General features: G+C 46.8%; 13 protein-coding genes. 4 read left to right on the forward strand and 9 right to left on the reverse strand.

What is annotated here, in order from left to right:
* Position 1: 1 nt before the first annotated feature.
* On the forward strand, positions 2-145 hold the full coding sequence (locus ASUC_RS11115) for a FeoB-associated Cys-rich membrane protein (RefSeq protein WP_012072758.1): 144 nt from the start codon (positions 2-4) through the stop codon (positions 143-145).
* A 97-nt stretch (positions 146-242) separates the two neighbouring features.
* Here ASUC_RS11115 and sfsA read toward each other — a convergent pair whose 3' ends face one another.
* The 5 genes from sfsA to ASUC_RS05295 form a co-directional block, all read right to left on the reverse strand.
* Positions 243-959 (reverse strand): DNA/RNA nuclease SfsA, encoded by a 717-nt coding sequence (gene sfsA / locus ASUC_RS05275; protein WP_012072759.1) that lies wholly within the window; start codon positions 957-959, stop codon positions 243-245.
* 134 nt (positions 960-1,093) lie between these two features.
* Positions 1,094-3,115: a TonB-dependent siderophore receptor gene (locus tag ASUC_RS05280; protein WP_012072760.1), complete on the reverse strand. Its 2,022-nt coding sequence runs from the start codon at positions 3,113-3,115 to the stop codon at positions 1,094-1,096.
* Positions 3,116-3,138: 23 nt separating this feature from the next.
* Positions 3,139-5,109, reverse strand: coding sequence for a Fe(3+)-hydroxamate ABC transporter permease FhuB (gene fhuB, locus ASUC_RS05285; protein ID WP_012072761.1), 1,971 nt, complete (start codon positions 5,107-5,109; stop codon positions 3,139-3,141).
* Positions 5,103-6,020, reverse strand: coding sequence for an iron-siderophore ABC transporter substrate-binding protein (locus tag ASUC_RS05290; RefSeq protein WP_012072762.1), 918 nt, complete (start codon positions 6,018-6,020; stop codon positions 5,103-5,105). Before ASUC_RS05290 ends, fhuB begins: the two co-directional genes overlap by 7 nt.
* Positions 6,020-6,784, reverse strand: a complete 765-nt coding sequence (locus ASUC_RS05295) for an ABC transporter ATP-binding protein (protein WP_012072763.1) — start codon at positions 6,782-6,784, stop codon at positions 6,020-6,022. Before ASUC_RS05295 ends, ASUC_RS05290 begins: the two co-directional genes overlap by 1 nt.
* Positions 6,785-7,121: 337 nt before the next feature.
* On the opposite strand from ASUC_RS05295, the gene pntA reads away from it, so the two are divergent.
* Both pntA and pntB read left to right on the forward strand, forming a co-directional pair.
* Complete coding sequence (gene pntA, locus ASUC_RS05300) at positions 7,122-8,654, forward strand: Re/Si-specific NAD(P)(+) transhydrogenase subunit alpha (protein WP_012072764.1); 1,533 nt, start codon at positions 7,122-7,124, stop codon at positions 8,652-8,654.
* Between the two features lie 11 nt (positions 8,655-8,665).
* A complete protein-coding gene (gene pntB, locus ASUC_RS05305; RefSeq protein WP_012072765.1) occupies positions 8,666-10,117 on the forward strand; it encodes a Re/Si-specific NAD(P)(+) transhydrogenase subunit beta in 1,452 nt (483 codons plus the stop codon).
* Positions 10,118-10,224: 107 nt separating this feature from the next.
* Here pntB and recG read toward each other — a convergent pair whose 3' ends face one another.
* From recG to gmk, 4 genes are all read right to left on the reverse strand, one after another.
* The gene (recG, locus tag ASUC_RS05310) at positions 10,225-12,306 is read right to left on the reverse strand and encodes an ATP-dependent DNA helicase RecG (RefSeq protein WP_012072766.1); all 2,082 of its coding nucleotides are present in this window, start codon (positions 12,304-12,306) and stop codon (positions 10,225-10,227) included.
* Between the two features lie 14 nt (positions 12,307-12,320).
* Positions 12,321-14,183 carry a RelA/SpoT family protein gene (locus ASUC_RS05315; protein ID WP_012072767.1) on the reverse strand — a complete coding sequence of 621 codons (1,863 nt, stop codon included), beginning with the start codon at positions 14,181-14,183 and terminating at the stop codon, positions 12,321-12,323.
* Between the two features lie 61 nt (positions 14,184-14,244).
* The gene (rpoZ, locus tag ASUC_RS05320) at positions 14,245-14,511 is read right to left on the reverse strand and encodes a DNA-directed RNA polymerase subunit omega (RefSeq protein WP_012072768.1); all 267 of its coding nucleotides are present in this window, start codon (positions 14,509-14,511) and stop codon (positions 14,245-14,247) included.
* A gap of 68 nt (positions 14,512-14,579) precedes the next feature.
* A complete protein-coding gene (gene gmk / locus ASUC_RS05325) occupies positions 14,580-15,206 on the reverse strand; it encodes a guanylate kinase (protein WP_012072769.1) in 627 nt (208 codons plus the stop codon).
* Between the two features lie 268 nt (positions 15,207-15,474).
* Between gmk and gap the strand changes: the two genes are divergently transcribed.
* A complete protein-coding gene (gene gap / locus ASUC_RS05330) occupies positions 15,475-16,494 on the forward strand; it encodes a type I glyceraldehyde-3-phosphate dehydrogenase (protein ID WP_012072770.1) in 1,020 nt (339 codons plus the stop codon).
* Positions 16,495-16,538 lie beyond the last annotated feature (44 nt).

The raw sequence follows: 16,538 nt of genomic DNA on the forward strand, positions 1-16,538 counted from the left end.
AATGGGACAATATATCGTTGTGGGGATCATCGTCGGCTTGTGTATATTGTATGTATTACGCAAGTTCGTGTTTAAGTCTGAAGCGGCGAAAAACAAACTATGTTGCGGTTGTGATCGTTGTGACGGCAAAAACGGCAGTTGTTAAAACCGATAAGTGCGGTCGAAATTTTAAGTATTTTTTAATCAAAAAATAAACGAAATTTCGACCGCACTTTTTATCATGTGTTTACCAATATATTCCGTCATTCGATAAAGGGCACTTTACCGGTGAGCGAAAGGGCGGTGGGAATTTCTTGTGTTTTTTCAAATGCTCCGGCGTAAGCGTAAGCTTCCACCCCTTGTCGCATGGCGTCTTTTAACAGGCGGTCATACTCGGGGTCAATATGTTCGGCGATTTTGAAACAATCGAATCCGTTATGTAAGCCGGCAAATAGCACTACGGCACGATGGCCCTGTTTTTTCATAGCCAGTAATTCGCGCACGTGTTTTTGTCCGCGCGTGGTGACGGCGTCGGGAAACATACCGATGCTGTTTTTCACCAAGGTGATGGATTTCACTTCCACATAACAATCGGGCAAACCCTCGCCTTTCAGCAAGAAGTCGATTCGGCTGTTTTCTTCGCCGTATTTGACTTCAGGGTAAATTTCCGAATAGTCGGCGAGTTCTTTAATCACTTTATTTTGCAGGGCTTCGTGTACTAACTGATTTGAACGATGGGTGTTGATGCAAACCAGACTGCCGTTCGACAGTTGTGTGAGTTCCCAGGAACAAGGATATTTTCTTGTAGTACTTTTTGAATCGGAATACCAAACCGTATCGCCTTTTTCCGCGCAACCCGTCATGGCGCCGGTGTTGGCGCAGTGGATAGTCAGAATTTCGCCGTTCGGCAATTCCACATCCGCCATAAAACGTTTGTAACGACGAATAAAAATCGCGGGTTGAAGAAGAGGCAGTTGCATAGTCGGTTCCTGATTGTGATGAATTTTTTATTATAGTATAACGGGAAAAAGGTTATTTCGATTGAAATTTTTCAGCGGAAAGGAAAATAAAAGGCTTACTGTCGAATGCAATAAGCCTTTCTTTTTTATCGTATTTAGAATTTGTAAGTCAGATTAGCCGTTAATTTACGACCTTCGCCGTAGTAGCAGTAATAACTACAGCTGGCGAGATATTTTTTGTTGAACAGATTGTCTACGTTAAGTTGTGCAATCCAGTTATCGGCAAATTCATATTTGGCGAAAAGATCGGCAAGAGTGTAGTTACCGACTTTATAACCTTTGTAATATTGTTCGTCCACCGTTGAACCGGTATAGCGAACGCCCGCACCGACGGTTAAACCGCTAAGCAGATTGTCGGTGAAACGGTAATTTAATTTAGCCGAATAAGCGTGGCGCGGAATTAATGCGGTGCGTACGGTTTGGTTGTAGGCTAAATCGGTTTTTGCTTTGGTATAAGTATAGGCGAATTGCCCTGAAATGTTGTCGCTGAAAGCCAGGTTGGCTTGCACTTCTACGCCATGGCTGGTTTGTTTGCCGGCTTGCACTTGAATTTGAGACGGATCGTTCACCAAGGTATTTTTTTCTTCCAGATCAAACCATGCGACGGAGAAAGTACCGTCTACAAAGCTCGGCAAATATTTTAAACCCACTTCGTATTGTTTACCTTCATAAGGTTTGTATGCGCGACCGTAACCGTCATTGCCGGCAATAGCTCGGAAGGATTCGCTATAGCTTGCATAAGGTGCTAAGCCGTTGTCGAATTGATACATCAATCCGCTGGAATAAGAGTTATGACTGACATTGTAACTGGTATCGGCGCCGTTGGCTTCCGAGTCGGCACGGGCTTTATCGTGACGCGCGGAAACGTTCCATGTCAGATTTTGGTAACGTAATTGATTTTGCGCATATAAGCCTAACTGAATACTTTTCAGATTGTAATCGGTTCCCGTTGGGTTGTAAGGTGTTTGGTTATACACCGGGTGGAACATATTGATTGGATTTACCGTACCAAAACCGTTATTCAACCCTTTGGTTTCGGAATGTTGATAATCCACGCCCACCGTAGTGAGATTTTCCACATCACCGAGTTTCCAGGCTTTGCTGAGACGGTTATCAATCGTGTGATTGGTGGTATGTCCGACGGTGTAAGAATAGCCGCGATAAGCGTTGGAAATTGTGTCGGAACTCCATGCAAAGGTATTATATTGATCGATATTCAAACGACTGAAACGATAGTTTTGCGCAAATGTCCAGCCTTCGGCGAATTTGTTGTTGTATTCGTAACCGATAGAATATTGGCTGCGATCGGTGTAATCCTGATCCGGTTCTCCTAGATTAATGCCACGTTTAATCGTGCCGTTCGGTGTGTCGATTAACGAACCGTAAGCCGGCAGGAACGGATTAACCGGCACGCCTACGTCTTTTTGTACGCTTGCCAGTAAAGTGAATGCCGCTTTGTCGGAGATGTCCCAAGTCAAACTCGGTGCGAAGTAATAGCTTTCCAGCCAGGTGCCGTTCACTTGTCCGTGGCGTTTGTTGTAATCGCCTACTACACGATAACGTAAATTGTCTGTAAATTTATTGCTGACATCGAAACCGATACCGCGTTCATCTTTATTGCCGGCAGTCAGTTTGATCTCGCCTTTCGGATCTTTGCCCGGACGCTTACTCACTAAGTTCACAATACCACCGGTTTCCATTGCGCCGTAAGTGAAGGAATCGGCGCCTTTCACTACTTCAATACTTTCTAAACCGTAAGTGTTCGGTAACCATACGAAGAAACCGTTTTTACCCAACGCCGTGCCGTCTAATGTCATCGACGCATCAAAACCGCGGATTTTAAACCAATCGGTGTCGTTATCGCCGCCGTAAGGTTCGGTGACAATCCCCGCCTGATAGCGCAGAGCCTGATCCACTTTTTGCGCGTTTTCATCGGCGATTTGCTGTTCGCCGATTACATCGACGGATTTCGGCGTCATGTAGTCTACTTTGCCTGCTTTGGCAACGGAACCGACCACTTCAATTTCGTTCAGTTGTTCGGTCTCTTCCGCCATAGCTGCAGACGCGGTAAGTGCTAACGCACTTACAATACTAGTATTGATGAAAGCTCTTTTCATGATTGTTTTCCTAAAGTTAACGATTAAATTTTTCTTACCGTCAGTAAAAAATAAGTTCCGCCGATGAGTGTAGCGACCAATCCTGCCGGCACTTCATAGGGAAATAAAATCTGTCTGCCGAGCCAATCCGCAGACATCATAATGAATCCGCCTAAACAAGCGGAAATCAATAATTGATTGCGCACCCTTTTCACCCCTAATAGCGTGGTGATTTGCGGTACCAATAAGCCGATAAAGGTCAGCGGACCGATAATCAGGGTGGCAAGTGCGGTCAAAATTGCCGTAAAAAATATTAGGATCCAACGGGTGCGTGGTAAATTTAATCCTAAAGCCTGCGCCATTGGCGTTTGTAATGCCAGCAGTTCCAACCAACGGCAAAAAATTAAACTTGCCGCTAACAGCAACAAACTGAGGCAGAGATAACCGAGCGCAAAATCCTGGTGAATATTTTGCGTGGAACCCGATGTCCAGGCGATTAATTGATTTACGCGCGGATCACCGCCGGCAATGGCTAATCGCTGTAACGTATCCAATAAGGCGGACAGACTGATCCCCGTCAGTAGCACTTTTTCCGGCAACATGCCCTGACGTTGATTAATTGCGACCAGAATAAACAGCGCAATCAACGCGCCTAGAATACCCGCCAGCCAGAACCATTGAGTTTGTTGTGCGGAAAACAGGAATATTACCGCCAGAATGCCCATTGTCGTGCCGGATGAAACGCCTAACAGTTCGGGGCTTGCCATCGGGTTAAGGGTTAGCCGCTGCAGAATGACACCGGCTACGGCAAGTAAAATTCCGACGGATAAAGCGGTTAGCACGCGCGGATAGCGTAAGACAAAAATTTGCCGATCCCATTGGTCAGCGATGTCCAGCCAATGCCAGCCTTGTAGGCTCTGTCCTAACATTAAGGCGGTGACGGTGGAAATTATTAATAAAATAAGGATGATGGCAAAAAAGTGCGGTGAAAAATTTCGTCGTTTTTCTACCGTTTGTGATTGTAAACGCCCGGTATGCGACAGTGCGCGAAACATTAACCAAAGCAGCAACGGTGTGCCGAGCAGGGCGGTGACGGCACCGGTTGGCAGACTAATTCCTTTAAATTGCGCTAGCAGTTGCAGACACAAATCCGTTATGCCAAGCAACAATGCGCCCGTAACGAATGACGCAGCCAGCTGCCCTTTTAAGGTTCGTACGCCGAGTTGGCGCACGATGGTGGCGGAAGCAAGCCCCAAAAAACCTAACATTCCTACGGCGGACACCACGGCGGCAATTAAGAATGCCGCTACGGCTACGCCGATTAAACGTAGTTTTCCCACCGGCACGCCCAAACTTTGCGCATTAGCATCGTTCAGTGTCAAAATAGTTAACGGACGAATTAATAAAGCGATAATCGCGCAAGCCGGTATGGCTTGCAGGCATAACACTTGGCTGTCCCGCCAGCTTTCCTGAACCAGCGAACCGGCACCCCATTGCGCTAAACCGCGGGATTCTTCGGGATAAAATAACATCATCATGGATGAAAAAGCACCGAAATACAGATTTATCACTAAACCGGCTAAAATCAATAATAACGGGGACATGGATTTCCGCATGGCGAGGGTCAGCACCAATATCAGGCTGAATGCCGCACCTAAAACGGCAATAACGGCGGAGCCGTTTTCCAATTGTTCCGGCATGACTATAGCGCAAAGAAATAACGCGAATTGAGCGCCGCTGCTGATGCCCAGCGTGTTATCCGAAGCAAGGGGATTCGCCGTTACCTGTTGTAGCAATAAACTGGCAAAGCCGAGAAGCCCGCCCGCCAACACAGCCATACCGATTCGAGGCAAGGTATAACTGTTTATTAATAAAATCTCAAGGTTGTCATCGGCTGCCCATAATCGGGTGAAATATACCGTAGCGGGCAGTTGACTATGCAACAGGAAAACCAATAATCCGGTAAACAGGATAAAACTCAATGCACCGAAGGTGATAAAACGTTTTTTTACCATGTTTCACCTCCGTTTTGCAGCCCGTTTGCCAAGGCTTCCGCAAAGCGTTGTGCCGACGGGATTCCGCCGAATGTCCAAATAGCGGGCAAAATTAACGGATCACGCGCCATTGCCAGACGTTGCCATAAGGTATTGTATTTTAATGCCGTCGGAATATTGACGGGATAAGGCTTAATCACGACAAAACGACTGTTTTTCGGCAGTTTTGCCAGTCGGGTGGCATCGATGGTTTCAAATCCCCAAATATTTTGCGAACCCGCCCAGGCATTACGCAAGCCGAGTTGTGTCAACACCGCGCCGAAAGGACTGTTCTTGCCGTAAATACGCAAGTGGCGACTGTCGATAAACTGCACCAGCGCCAGAGGACGATCACGGTAAGGCTGTAAGTGCGGTCGGATTTCGGCGAGTTTTTGCCGATAACGTTGCATAAGTTGCTCGAAGGCTTGCGGGCGGTTAATGAGAACGGCGACCTGTTTGCTTGCGGTGAGGATATTTTGCCAGGCGTCGCCTTCACCGTAGAAATTTACGCTATGAACCTGTTCGGCGAATTTTTGCAGTAACGGTGCGGCGGATGCGTAAAAACCGGTATTAATAAAGATTAGTGAGGTTTTTCGGTTTGTTTTCGACAGTGGAATTAACAACTCCGGATTCGGCTGCATTCTTACACCGAGATCCAATGTATTCATCGGCAATGGCGGTTGTGTCACCCATTGATGATAACTTTTGGCATCACCTACGGCGATTGGCGGCTCACCTAATGCGATTAACGTTTCGGCGACCGTCCAGTCCAGCGTGGCAATGCGGAGATGAGACGAGGCGGCTTGCAGCGGCAAAGCCAAGCATGCAAGCAGAACAGCCAGCCATTTGGCAGACAGTTTATAAGCCGGCAAAAGGTTAAACCGCATGCGCATTAGTAAAAGCTCACCGGACGTCGGGTTTCGGGGTGTGCAATAACATTCAGACGTACGCCGTAGATTTCCTGCAGCTTAGTCGTATTCACCATATCGAAAGCATTACCTTGCGCCAGTAATTTGCCGTTATGCAGGGCAATGAGGTGATCACAATAACGTGCGGCGAGATTGATGTCGTGAATCACGATAATAATGCCCAAATTCAGCTCGTGAGCTAATTTTGTCACCAACTCCATCACTTCAATCTGATGAGCGATATCCAATGCCGCCAAGGGTTCGTCAAGCAGCAAAAAACGACTTTGTTGGGCAAGCAGCATAGCAAGCCAAATTCGGGAACGTTCTCCGCCGGATAAGGTATCCACAAGTTGATCGGCAAATTTTTCCGTTCGCGTAAGGTTTAGCGCGCGATTAATGGCGTCCGTATCTTTCTTTTTGTCGGTGCCGAATAAACCGTTCCAGGCATAACGCCCCATGGCGATCAGTTCTCGGGCGGTTAAATTCGTCGCTTGCGGTAAATTCTGCGGCAAATAGGCAACCTGTTTGGCAAATTCTCGAGATGTCCATTGCGGCAATGGTTTATTGTTGAAGGTGATTAAGCCAGAAGAATAGGGATTTTGTTTGGCAAGCAATTTGATCAATGTCGATTTGCCGGAACCGTTATGTCCGATTAAGCCGTATACTTTTCCCTGTTTAAAAGAAAGGGAAATCGGGAATAGCAATGTTCGGGAGGGCACTTTGAAAGTGACATCGGTAACGGTAAACATAATTTTTTCAACAATCAGGTTTTGGAATTAAAGGACGGTTATTGTAATTGAAAATAGTTTACGTTAAAAGTTTTCTTAGGGTTAAAATTCGTAAAATCCAATCCGTTCAATAACCTACGTCGGGATAAAAAAGTGCGGTCAGAATTTTGTGCATTTTTGCGATGGAATTTAATCGGTTTACACTTTTAAATTAATTGCTTTTTGTGGCAAAAATACTTTTCTTTTTTCTTGTTTTTAATGATAAAGTGGAAACACTGGGTTTTGAGACTTATGGGGGTTTGAAGCGGTCGTCAGGTTGCTTTAAACGAAATATCACCAAACAAATGAAGGAAACATTATGCTAATTGGTGTACCAAGAGAACGGCTCAACGGTGAAACTCGCGTGGCGGCGACGCCGAAAACCGTTGAACAGATTAAAAAGCTCGGCTTTGATGTCATCGTCGAAAACGATGCCGGCTTTAAAGCGAGTTTTGAGGATAACGCCTTTACCGCAGCCGGTACGTCCGTGGGTTCCCAACAGGATGTCTGGAATGCGGATATTATTTTTAAGGTGAATGCACCGACGGATGAGGAAATAGCGCTGATGAAAGACGGCGCAACCTTAGTCAGCTTTATTTGGCCGGCGCAGAATCCGCAGTTAATGGAAAAATTGTCGGCGAAAAAAATTAATGTGCTGGCAATGGATGCGGTACCGCGCATTTCCCGGGCTCAGGCGCTAGATGCTTTGTCTTCCATGGCGAATATTTCAGGTTATCGCGCCGTCATTGAAGCGGCGAATGCCTTCGGGAGTTTCTTTACCGGACAAATCACTGCGGCAGGTAAAGTGCCGCCGGCGAAAGTGCTGGTGATTGGTGCGGGGGTCGCCGGTTTGGCGGCTATCGGCGCGGCAAACAGTTTGGGTGCTATCGTACGTGCTTTTGACTCTCGTCCCGAAGTGAAAGAGCAAGTTAAATCCATGGGCGCCGATTTCCTGGAAATCGATTTCGAAGAAGAAGGCGGTTCGGGCGACGGCTATGCTAAAGTGATGTCGGAAGAATTTAACCGTCGTGCCATGGCACTTTATGCGGAACAGGCGAAGGACGTGGATATTATCATTACCACTGCCGCTATTCCGGGCAAACCGGCTCCGCGTTTAATTACCAAGGAAATGGTGGATTCCATGAAACCGGGGTCGGTGGTTGTGGATTTAGCGGCGTTAACCGGCGGTAACTGCGAATATACCAAAGCGGGTGAAGTGGTTGTCACGGAAAATCAGGTAAAAGTCATCGGTTATACGGATTTTCCGGCACGCCTGCCGACCCAGTCTTCTCAGCTTTACGGAACGAATCTGGTTAATCTGTTGAAATTACTGGCGCCGAATAAAGACGGTCAAATCGATATTAATTTTGAAGATGTGGTGTTGCGTGGCGTAACCGTTATTCGCGACGGTGAAGTGACTTGGCCGGCTCCGCCGATTCAGGTTTCCGCTCAACCGCAACAAAAAGCGGCGGCGGCTCCGGTGGAGAAGAAAGAAAAAGAACCGACGAATCCGCGGGTGAAATACGGTATTATGGCGGCAATCGTCGTGCTGTTCCTGTGGCTGGCGGCAGTGACGCCGGCGGCGTTCTTATCTCACTTCACGGTATTCGTGTTGTCTTGTGTGGTGGGGTATTACGTGGTGTGGAACGTCAGTCATGCGTTGCATACGCCGTTAATGGCGGTAACCAATGCCATTTCGGGCATTATTATCGTCGGGGCGGTATTGCAAATTGCACAGGGCAGTTTCTATGTCAGCCTTCTGGCGTTTATCGCGATTTTAGTTGCCAGCATTAACATCTTCGGCGGCTTCAAAGTCACTCAGCGTATGCTTTCCATGTTTAGAAAAGGTTAAGGAGAAATATAATGTCAGTAGGTTTAGTGCAAGCCGCATACATTGTATCGGCATTACTGTTTATTATGAGCCTGGCGGGTCTTTCTAAACATGAAACGGCGAAAGCGGGTTGCTGGTACGGTATCGTGGGGATGACCATTGCGTTAATCGCAACAATTTTCGGACCGCAAACCGAAGGTCAGTTCTGGATTATCGTAGCCATGATTATCGGTGCGATCATCGGTATTCACCGTGCGTTAAAAGTGGAAATGACAGAAATGCCGGAATTGGTCGCGATTTTGCACAGCTTTGTGGGTTTGGCTGCCGTTTTAGTCGGTTTTAACAGTTTCGGGTTGCATATCGAACCGGAATTTGTGGCGCCGGTCGGTACGGCATTCGTCAGTGAAGCGGCGCAACAAGCGGCAAAAGAAGCCTTTGATGCGGAACAGGCCGTATTAAATAATATTCACAATGTGGAAGTATTTTTGGGCATTTTCATCGGGGCGGTAACTTTCACCGGTTCCGTAGTGGCATTCGGTAAATTGCGCGGTATTATCAATTCCAAAGCACTCATGTTGCCGCATCGTCATAAATTGAATTTAGCGGCATTAGTGGTTTCGGCGTTGCTGATGGCGGCATTCTTAAATAATCCGGAAAATATTTTCCCGATTTTGTTGATGACGGCAATTGCTCTTGCCTTTGGTTGGCACTTGGTGGCCTCTATCGGCGGCGCGGATATGCCGGTGGTGGTTTCCATGTTGAATTCCTATTCCGGTTGGGCGGCTGCCGCGGCAGGTTTCATGTTAAACAATGACTTGCTTATCGTCACCGGCGCACTAGTCGGTTCTTCCGGTGCGATTCTGTCTTACATTATGTGTAAAGCCATGAACCGTTCTTTCATCAGTGTGATTGCGGGCGGTTTCGGTAATGATACGGTTTCTGCTTCCGATGCAGAGCAGGGCGAACATCGCGAAACAACGGCGGAAGAAGTGGCGGAATTGCTGAAAAACGCCGGTTCGGTCATTATCACGCCGGGATACGGTATGGCGGTTGCGCAAGCGCAATATCCGGTGGCGGAAATGACCCAAAAACTGCGTGAGCGCGGTGTGAACGTGCGTTTCGGTATCCACCCGGTGGCGGGACGTTTGCCGGGACATATGAACGTATTATTGGCGGAAGCCAAAGTGCCTTATGATGTGGTGCTGGAAATGGATGAAATCAACGATGATTTCGAAGATACCGATGTGGTTCTCGTTATCGGTGCCAATGACACGGTGAATCCGGCGGCATTGGATGATCCGAACAGCCCGATTGCCGGTATGCCGGTGCTGGAAGTATGGAAAGCGCAAAATGTGATCGTATTTAAACGGTCAATGGCGGTGGGTTACGCCGGCGTGCAGAATCCATTGTTCTTCAAAGAAAACACCCAAATGTTATTCGGCGATGCCAAAGAACGTGTGGATGATATTCTGAAAGCGCTGTAATAATTTCGATCAAAAACATCGTATTTTTTGACCGCACTTTGATAACCGATTCAAAGTGCGGTCGATTTTTTTGTTGTTTTTGAAACGTTTTTTGCGAAATATCGATATCAGGCGTTACTGTAAATTTCGCGGTTGTTCAGCCAGCGTTTAATCAAAGCTTCGGCGATGTCAGGATGTTTCACGATAAGCTGTTTGGCGTAATGCTGTACTGTCGGGATCATACGGCGATCACGCATTAAATTCGCCACTTTGAATTCGGCTATACCGGTTTGTTTGGTACCTAACACTTCGCCCGGTCCGCGGATTTCCAGATCTTTTTCCGAAATAACGAAGCCGTCCTGACTGTCGCGTAAAACTTGCAATCGTTTTTGGGAAATTTTGCCCAGCGGCGGTTTGTACATTAATACACAGAAAGAGGCCGTGCTGCCTCGTCCGACCCGTCCGCGTAATTGGTGTAACTGTGACAAACCCAGGCGTTCGGCGTTTTCGATAATCATCAAGCTGGCATTAGGTACGTCCACACCTACTTCGATGACTGTCGTTGCAACTAACAGGTCCAGCTCCGCAGCTTTGAAACGTGCCATGATTTCTTGTTTTTCGGCAGGTTTCATGCGCCCGTGAACCAGCCCGATACGTAAATGGGGTAAGGCTTTTTGTAAATCTTCTGCCGTAGCTTCCGCCGCTTGGGCTTCCAATACCTCACTTTCCTCAATAAGCGTACACACCCAATAGGCTTGGCGTTTTTCATTGGTGCAGGCGTTATGTACGCGGGCGACAATTTCCGCTCGGCGTTCTTCCGATACGACCACCGTGGTGATGGGCGTGCGTCCCGGCGGGAGTTCGTCGATGACGGAGGTATCCAAATCGGCGTAAACCGTCATGGCTAAGGTGCGGGGAATCGGGGTGGCGGTCATAATCAATTGATGTGGATAAATACCCGAATTTTCGCCTTTTTCACGTAACATCAAACGCTGATGAACGCCGAATCGATGTTGTTCGTCAATAATCACTAAGGCGAGATCGGCAAATTTCACTTCTTCCTGAAACAGTGCATGGGTACCGACCACCATTTGTACTTCACCGCGCTGAATTTCAGTCAGCACAGCTTGTCGCGCTTTGCCTTTCACTTTACCGGCTAACCAGCCTACGCGGATATTAAAGGGTTCCAGCCAGCGACGGAAGTTTTCCGCATGCTGTTCCGCCAGGATTTCTGTCGGCGCCATTAACGCCACTTGCTTGCCGTTATCGATAACGGCAATGGCGGCCAAGGCTGCAACTAAAGTTTTACCTGAACCGACGTCTCCCTGTACCAACCGCATCATAGGATAAGATTGCGCTAAGTCCCGCTCGATATCGGCAGTAACGCGCAACTGAGCGTTGGTGGGGCGGAAGGGCAGTTGCGCCAGAAAACGTTGTTTTAAATCCGTTTGATGAACCAACGGTACGGCATAATGCTGCTGCGTACCGACTCTCACTTTCTGCATAGCCAGATTATGAGCCAATAATTCTTCGAAAATTAACCGCACTTGTGCAGGATGTTGTCCTTTTTCCAGCATTTCCAGCGATACGTCCGGCGGCGGACGGTGCAGAAAATGCAATGCATCTTTCAGACTGAACGGATACGGATTAAATGCGTCAGGTAATATTTCCGTCAGTTGGACTTTATTCAGTAGTGCCAGCGCCTGCTCCGTCAGTTTACGCAGGGAGGCTTGCTTTAAGCCTTCGGTGGCGGCGTAAATCGGAGTGAGGGTTTCCTCCAGTTGAATGGGCTGATTATCGCGAATAATTTGATATTCGGGATGGTGAATTTCCGCCATAAACCGACCGCGCTTGATTTCACCGAAAGCTTTTACCCGTGCGCCAATCTGAAAACTGTTGCGCATACCGGCATTAAAATTGAAAAAACGCAGCATGATTTTTGAGCTGCCGTCAGACAGGCTAACCGTTAGAATCGGGCGACGTCCGAACTGCACGTCGCAAGTTTGCACTATGCCTTCGATGGTGGCGTATTGATCGGGACGAATATCGGCGATAGGAGTGATGTGTGTTCGATCTTCGTAACGGATAGGCAGATGGAAAAGCAGATCCTGTAAATTATTGATGCCGATTCGGCTTAATTTGGCAGCGATCGCCGTTCCCACACCTGACAGTGTAGTGAGAGGAACGGCATCAAGTAATTGGTTTGTCATCGCTTTTGTTCGGGTCAGGCGTTAATATTACGTTTAACGGCGGTTACGCCGGATACGCGCCGGATAAGATGCACAATGCGCGCTAAATGTTCCGTGTCTTTTGCCGTGACTAATAAAATCGCCAGACTTTTTTCATCCGCCTCTTCAGTCCAGATGCTGTGCACTGCGCTTTGTGCGGCGGAAATCGCGTTCATCAGCCGCCCTAAAGTGGATTGCGTTTGCATTTGAATGCGTAATTCCACTTCGAATTCGTTTTGTTCGTTATCCAGCGATACGGCTACGAGATGATCGTTATGCCGGCGTAAATTGGCGCATTGCTGATGATGTACGGTAATTTCTTTAGACGCATTTTCGTAACCGGCAACAGGATCGCCCGGAATCGGGTGACAGCATTTCGCATAATGAAGCGGTAGTTTATTACCGGTAAGTGCGGTCGGATTTTCGAGTGTTTTTAGGGTTTGACGTATTTTCGATTTAGCACGTCCGGTTACTACGAAATTTAACCAACCGGCTCTCGGTTTGGCATTCGGTGCGGTGACGATGTCGACGGTTTGCCCCGAAACTAACGGTTGAGACAGCGGATAATCGGCACGTTCCACTTTTGCACCGACGCAAGAATTACCTACATCGGTATGTACCGCATAGGCGAAATCCACCGGTGTCGCACCTTCGGGCAGCTCGATAATTCGTCCTTTAGGCGTGAATACGTAAATTTCGTGAGAGAATAAATCGGATTTAACGCTTTCGATAAATTCAAAAGAGTTGCCCGCACTTTGTTGTAAATCAATGATATTCTGCAGCCAGTTTTGCGCTTTAATTTGGGCGGTGGTGCCGTCGTTCTTACCGTCTTGCTTGTAAACCCAGTGCGCAGTCACCCCCATTTTTGCGATTTGATCCATTTCTTCCGTGCGGATTTGTACGGCAACCGGCACGCCTTTCGGCCCGATGGTGAACGTATGTAATGCCTGATAACCGTTGGATTTCGGCACTGCGATGTAATCTTTAATTTGCCCCGGTCTCGGTTTATAGAAACTGTGAATACAACCTAATGCCCGATAACAGTCGTCTACGGTAGTAACGACCACGCGGAAGTTGTAAATATCCAGAATCGAACGGAATTTTTGTTCCCGTTGGCGCAGGGATTTATAAATATAATATAACGGTTTCTCGCGCCCATATACCCGTGACGGAATATAGGCGGCACGCAAGCGTTGTTCCAGTTCTTCCAGAATAGGTTCAATGAGTTCGTGCTGATTGCCGCGGGTATTTTCAATTACCTTGTTCAGTACGGCATAACGTTTGGGATGCATGGCCTGAAAGCATAAATCTTCCAGTTCATTTTTTACATGCTCGATGCCGAGACGATGAGCAATCGGGCTGTAAATTTCTAACGTTTCTTTGGCGATACGGCGGCGTTTGTCCGGACGCAAAGCACCCAACGTCCGCATATTATGCGTACGGTCGGCAAGTTTAATCAGCACCACGCGAATATCTTTCGTCATGGCGAGAATCATTTTACGGAAACTTTCCGCCTGTGCTTCCTGGCGGGTGCGAAATTTCAGTTTATCTAATTTAGACACGCCGTCCACGATTTCGGCAACATTTTGTCCGAATTCTGCGGCAAGCTGATTTTCGGTATAGGGAGTATCTTCGATAACATCATGCAGGAGTGCCGCCATAACCGCTTCATGATCGAGGCGCATTTGCGCAATAATAGCGGCGACGGCGACGGGATGGGTGATGTACGGTTCGCCGCTGGAACGAAATTGTCCTTCGTGAGCGTCGCGGGCGATGAGGAAAGCCCGTTTCACTGATTCGATTTGCTCGGGAGGCAAATATTCCTGAATAATATGCTCTAAAGGTTCAAACAAATCCATAAGTCCCCCTTAAAATTATTCAAAAATCGACCGCACTTTAAATTTAAATTAATAGTAATAATTAAGCCGTCAATAAAGATACGGCGGCATCTTCCGCTTGGTGCTGCATTAACGCATCCTGACGTTCTTGCGCATCCATAATGTCATTGTTGATTAAACCTTTTTCGATTTCCCGTAATGCGATCACTGTCGGTTTATCGTTATCTTCCGGCACCAATGGTTCGCGATGGTTTAACTGTAGCTGTCTTGCTCGACGGGCTGCGGTTAAAATTAAATCAAAACGGTTACCGATTTTTTCCACTGCATCTTGCACTGTTACGCGCGCCATAATTATTTACTCCAATTTTATTCTTTTAAGTTCGTTTTAACGGATTGTTAATAATACTAAAGTGCGGTCTATTTTGCCAGTAATTCCTGAATTAATGCGTGATTTTGTGTTTCTTGGTAAGTTAATGTTAATTTTTCCGCACGCAATATATGAACTAAATCCGCCAATGCCTGTTGGAAATCATCGTTTACAATCACATAATCATATTCGTTGTAATGAGAAATTTCATCTATCGCTTTCGACATGCGTTCGGCGATTACCTCGGCGCTGTCTTGTCCCCGTCCGATAAGACGCCGTTCCAGTTCCTGTAAAGATGGCGGAAGAATGAAAATGCTTTTGACATTCGGTACTTTTTCGCGGATTTGTTGGGCGCCCTGCCAGTCGATATCCAAAAAAACATCAATACCGGCGGCGAGATTTTTTTCGATTGCGGGTAGTGAAGTGCCGTAATAATTACCGCCGAACACTTTGGCGAACTCTAAAAACGCCCCTTGTTCAATCAGTGCTTCGAATTCGTCAACTTCCACAAAATGGTAATGTACGCCGTTTTGTTCGCCGGGACGGGGACGGCGAGTCGTATGGGAAACGGACACCATCATTGAGTTTCGCGTATCTTTTTCCAATAATGCCGTAATAAGCGATGATTTCCCCGCACCGCTTGGGGCGGAAAGAATGTATAAATTACCTTGAGACATGGTTTTACCTCTGTTCTTTTTTGTTTCATTATGCCAAATTTTGTATAAAAGTGCGGTTAAATTTTCTAAGATTTTTAAGTGTTTAGAATTTGTACAAGAAAAATTTGACATAGATCACGAAATACTTATCTGTTATAGTTATTTCCATAGTCTGGATTGTTCTGAAAAGAAACCGTGCTATAATCGCAAAGGTGACAGCTAGATACTCAATAATGAGTAAATCGGACTGTAATAATTTTGTTTAACTTAAAAAGAAGGTGAAAATCTTATGGCAATTAAAATTGGTATCAATGGTTTCGGTCGTATCGGTCGTATCGTATTCCGTGCCGCACAACAACGCGATGATATCGAAGTTGTAGGTATCAACGACTTAATCGACGTTGAATACATGGCGTACATGTTAAAATACGATTCAACTCACGGTCGTTTCGATGGTTCGGTTGAAGTGAAAGACGGTAACTTAGTAGTTAACGGCAAAACAATCCGTGTAACGGCTGAGCGTGATCCGGCAAACTTAAACTGGGCGGCAATCGGTGTTGATATCGCAGTGGAAGCAACCGGTTTATTCTTAACTGACGAAACCGCACGTAAACATATTACCGCCGGTGCGAAAAAAGTAGTTATGACCGGTCCTTCTAAAGACGCAACTCCAATGTTTGTACGCGGCGTTAACTTTAATGCTTATGCCGGTCAAGATATCGTATCTAACGCATCTTGCACAACTAACTGCTTGGCACCGTTAGCACGCGTTATCCATGAAACCTTCGGTATCAAAGACGGTTTAATGACAACGGTTCACGCAACGACGGCAACTCAAAAAACAGTTGACGGTCCTTCAATGAAAGACTGGCGCGGTGGTCGCGGTGCGGCTCAAAACATCATTCCTTCATCAACCGGTGCCGCTAAAGCCGTAGGTAAAGTATTACCTGCATTAAACGGTAAATTAACCGGTATGGCATTCCGTGTTCCTACTCCAAACGTTTCTGTCGTTGACTTAACCGTTAACTTGGAAAAAGCCGCTTCATACGAAACTATCAAAGCGGCAATCAAGGATGCGGCTGAAGGTAAAACTTTCAACGGCGAATTAAAAGGCGTTTTAGGTTACACTGAAGATGCTGTAGTTTCTACGGACTTTAACGGTTGCGCATTAACTTCCGTATTTGATGCTGATGCCGGTATCGCATTAACCGATACTTTCGTGAAGTTAGTATCTTGGTATGATAATGAAACCGGTTATTCAAACAAAGTATTGGACTTAGTAGCTCACATTTATAACTACAAAGGCTAATTCTTTATATTCCGAATGAATCAGGCCGCATGAAAGTGCGGTCT

This window comes from Actinobacillus succinogenes 130Z, from assembly GCF_000017245.1.
Lineage (GTDB): Bacteria > Pseudomonadota > Gammaproteobacteria > Enterobacterales > Pasteurellaceae > Exercitatus > Exercitatus succinogenes.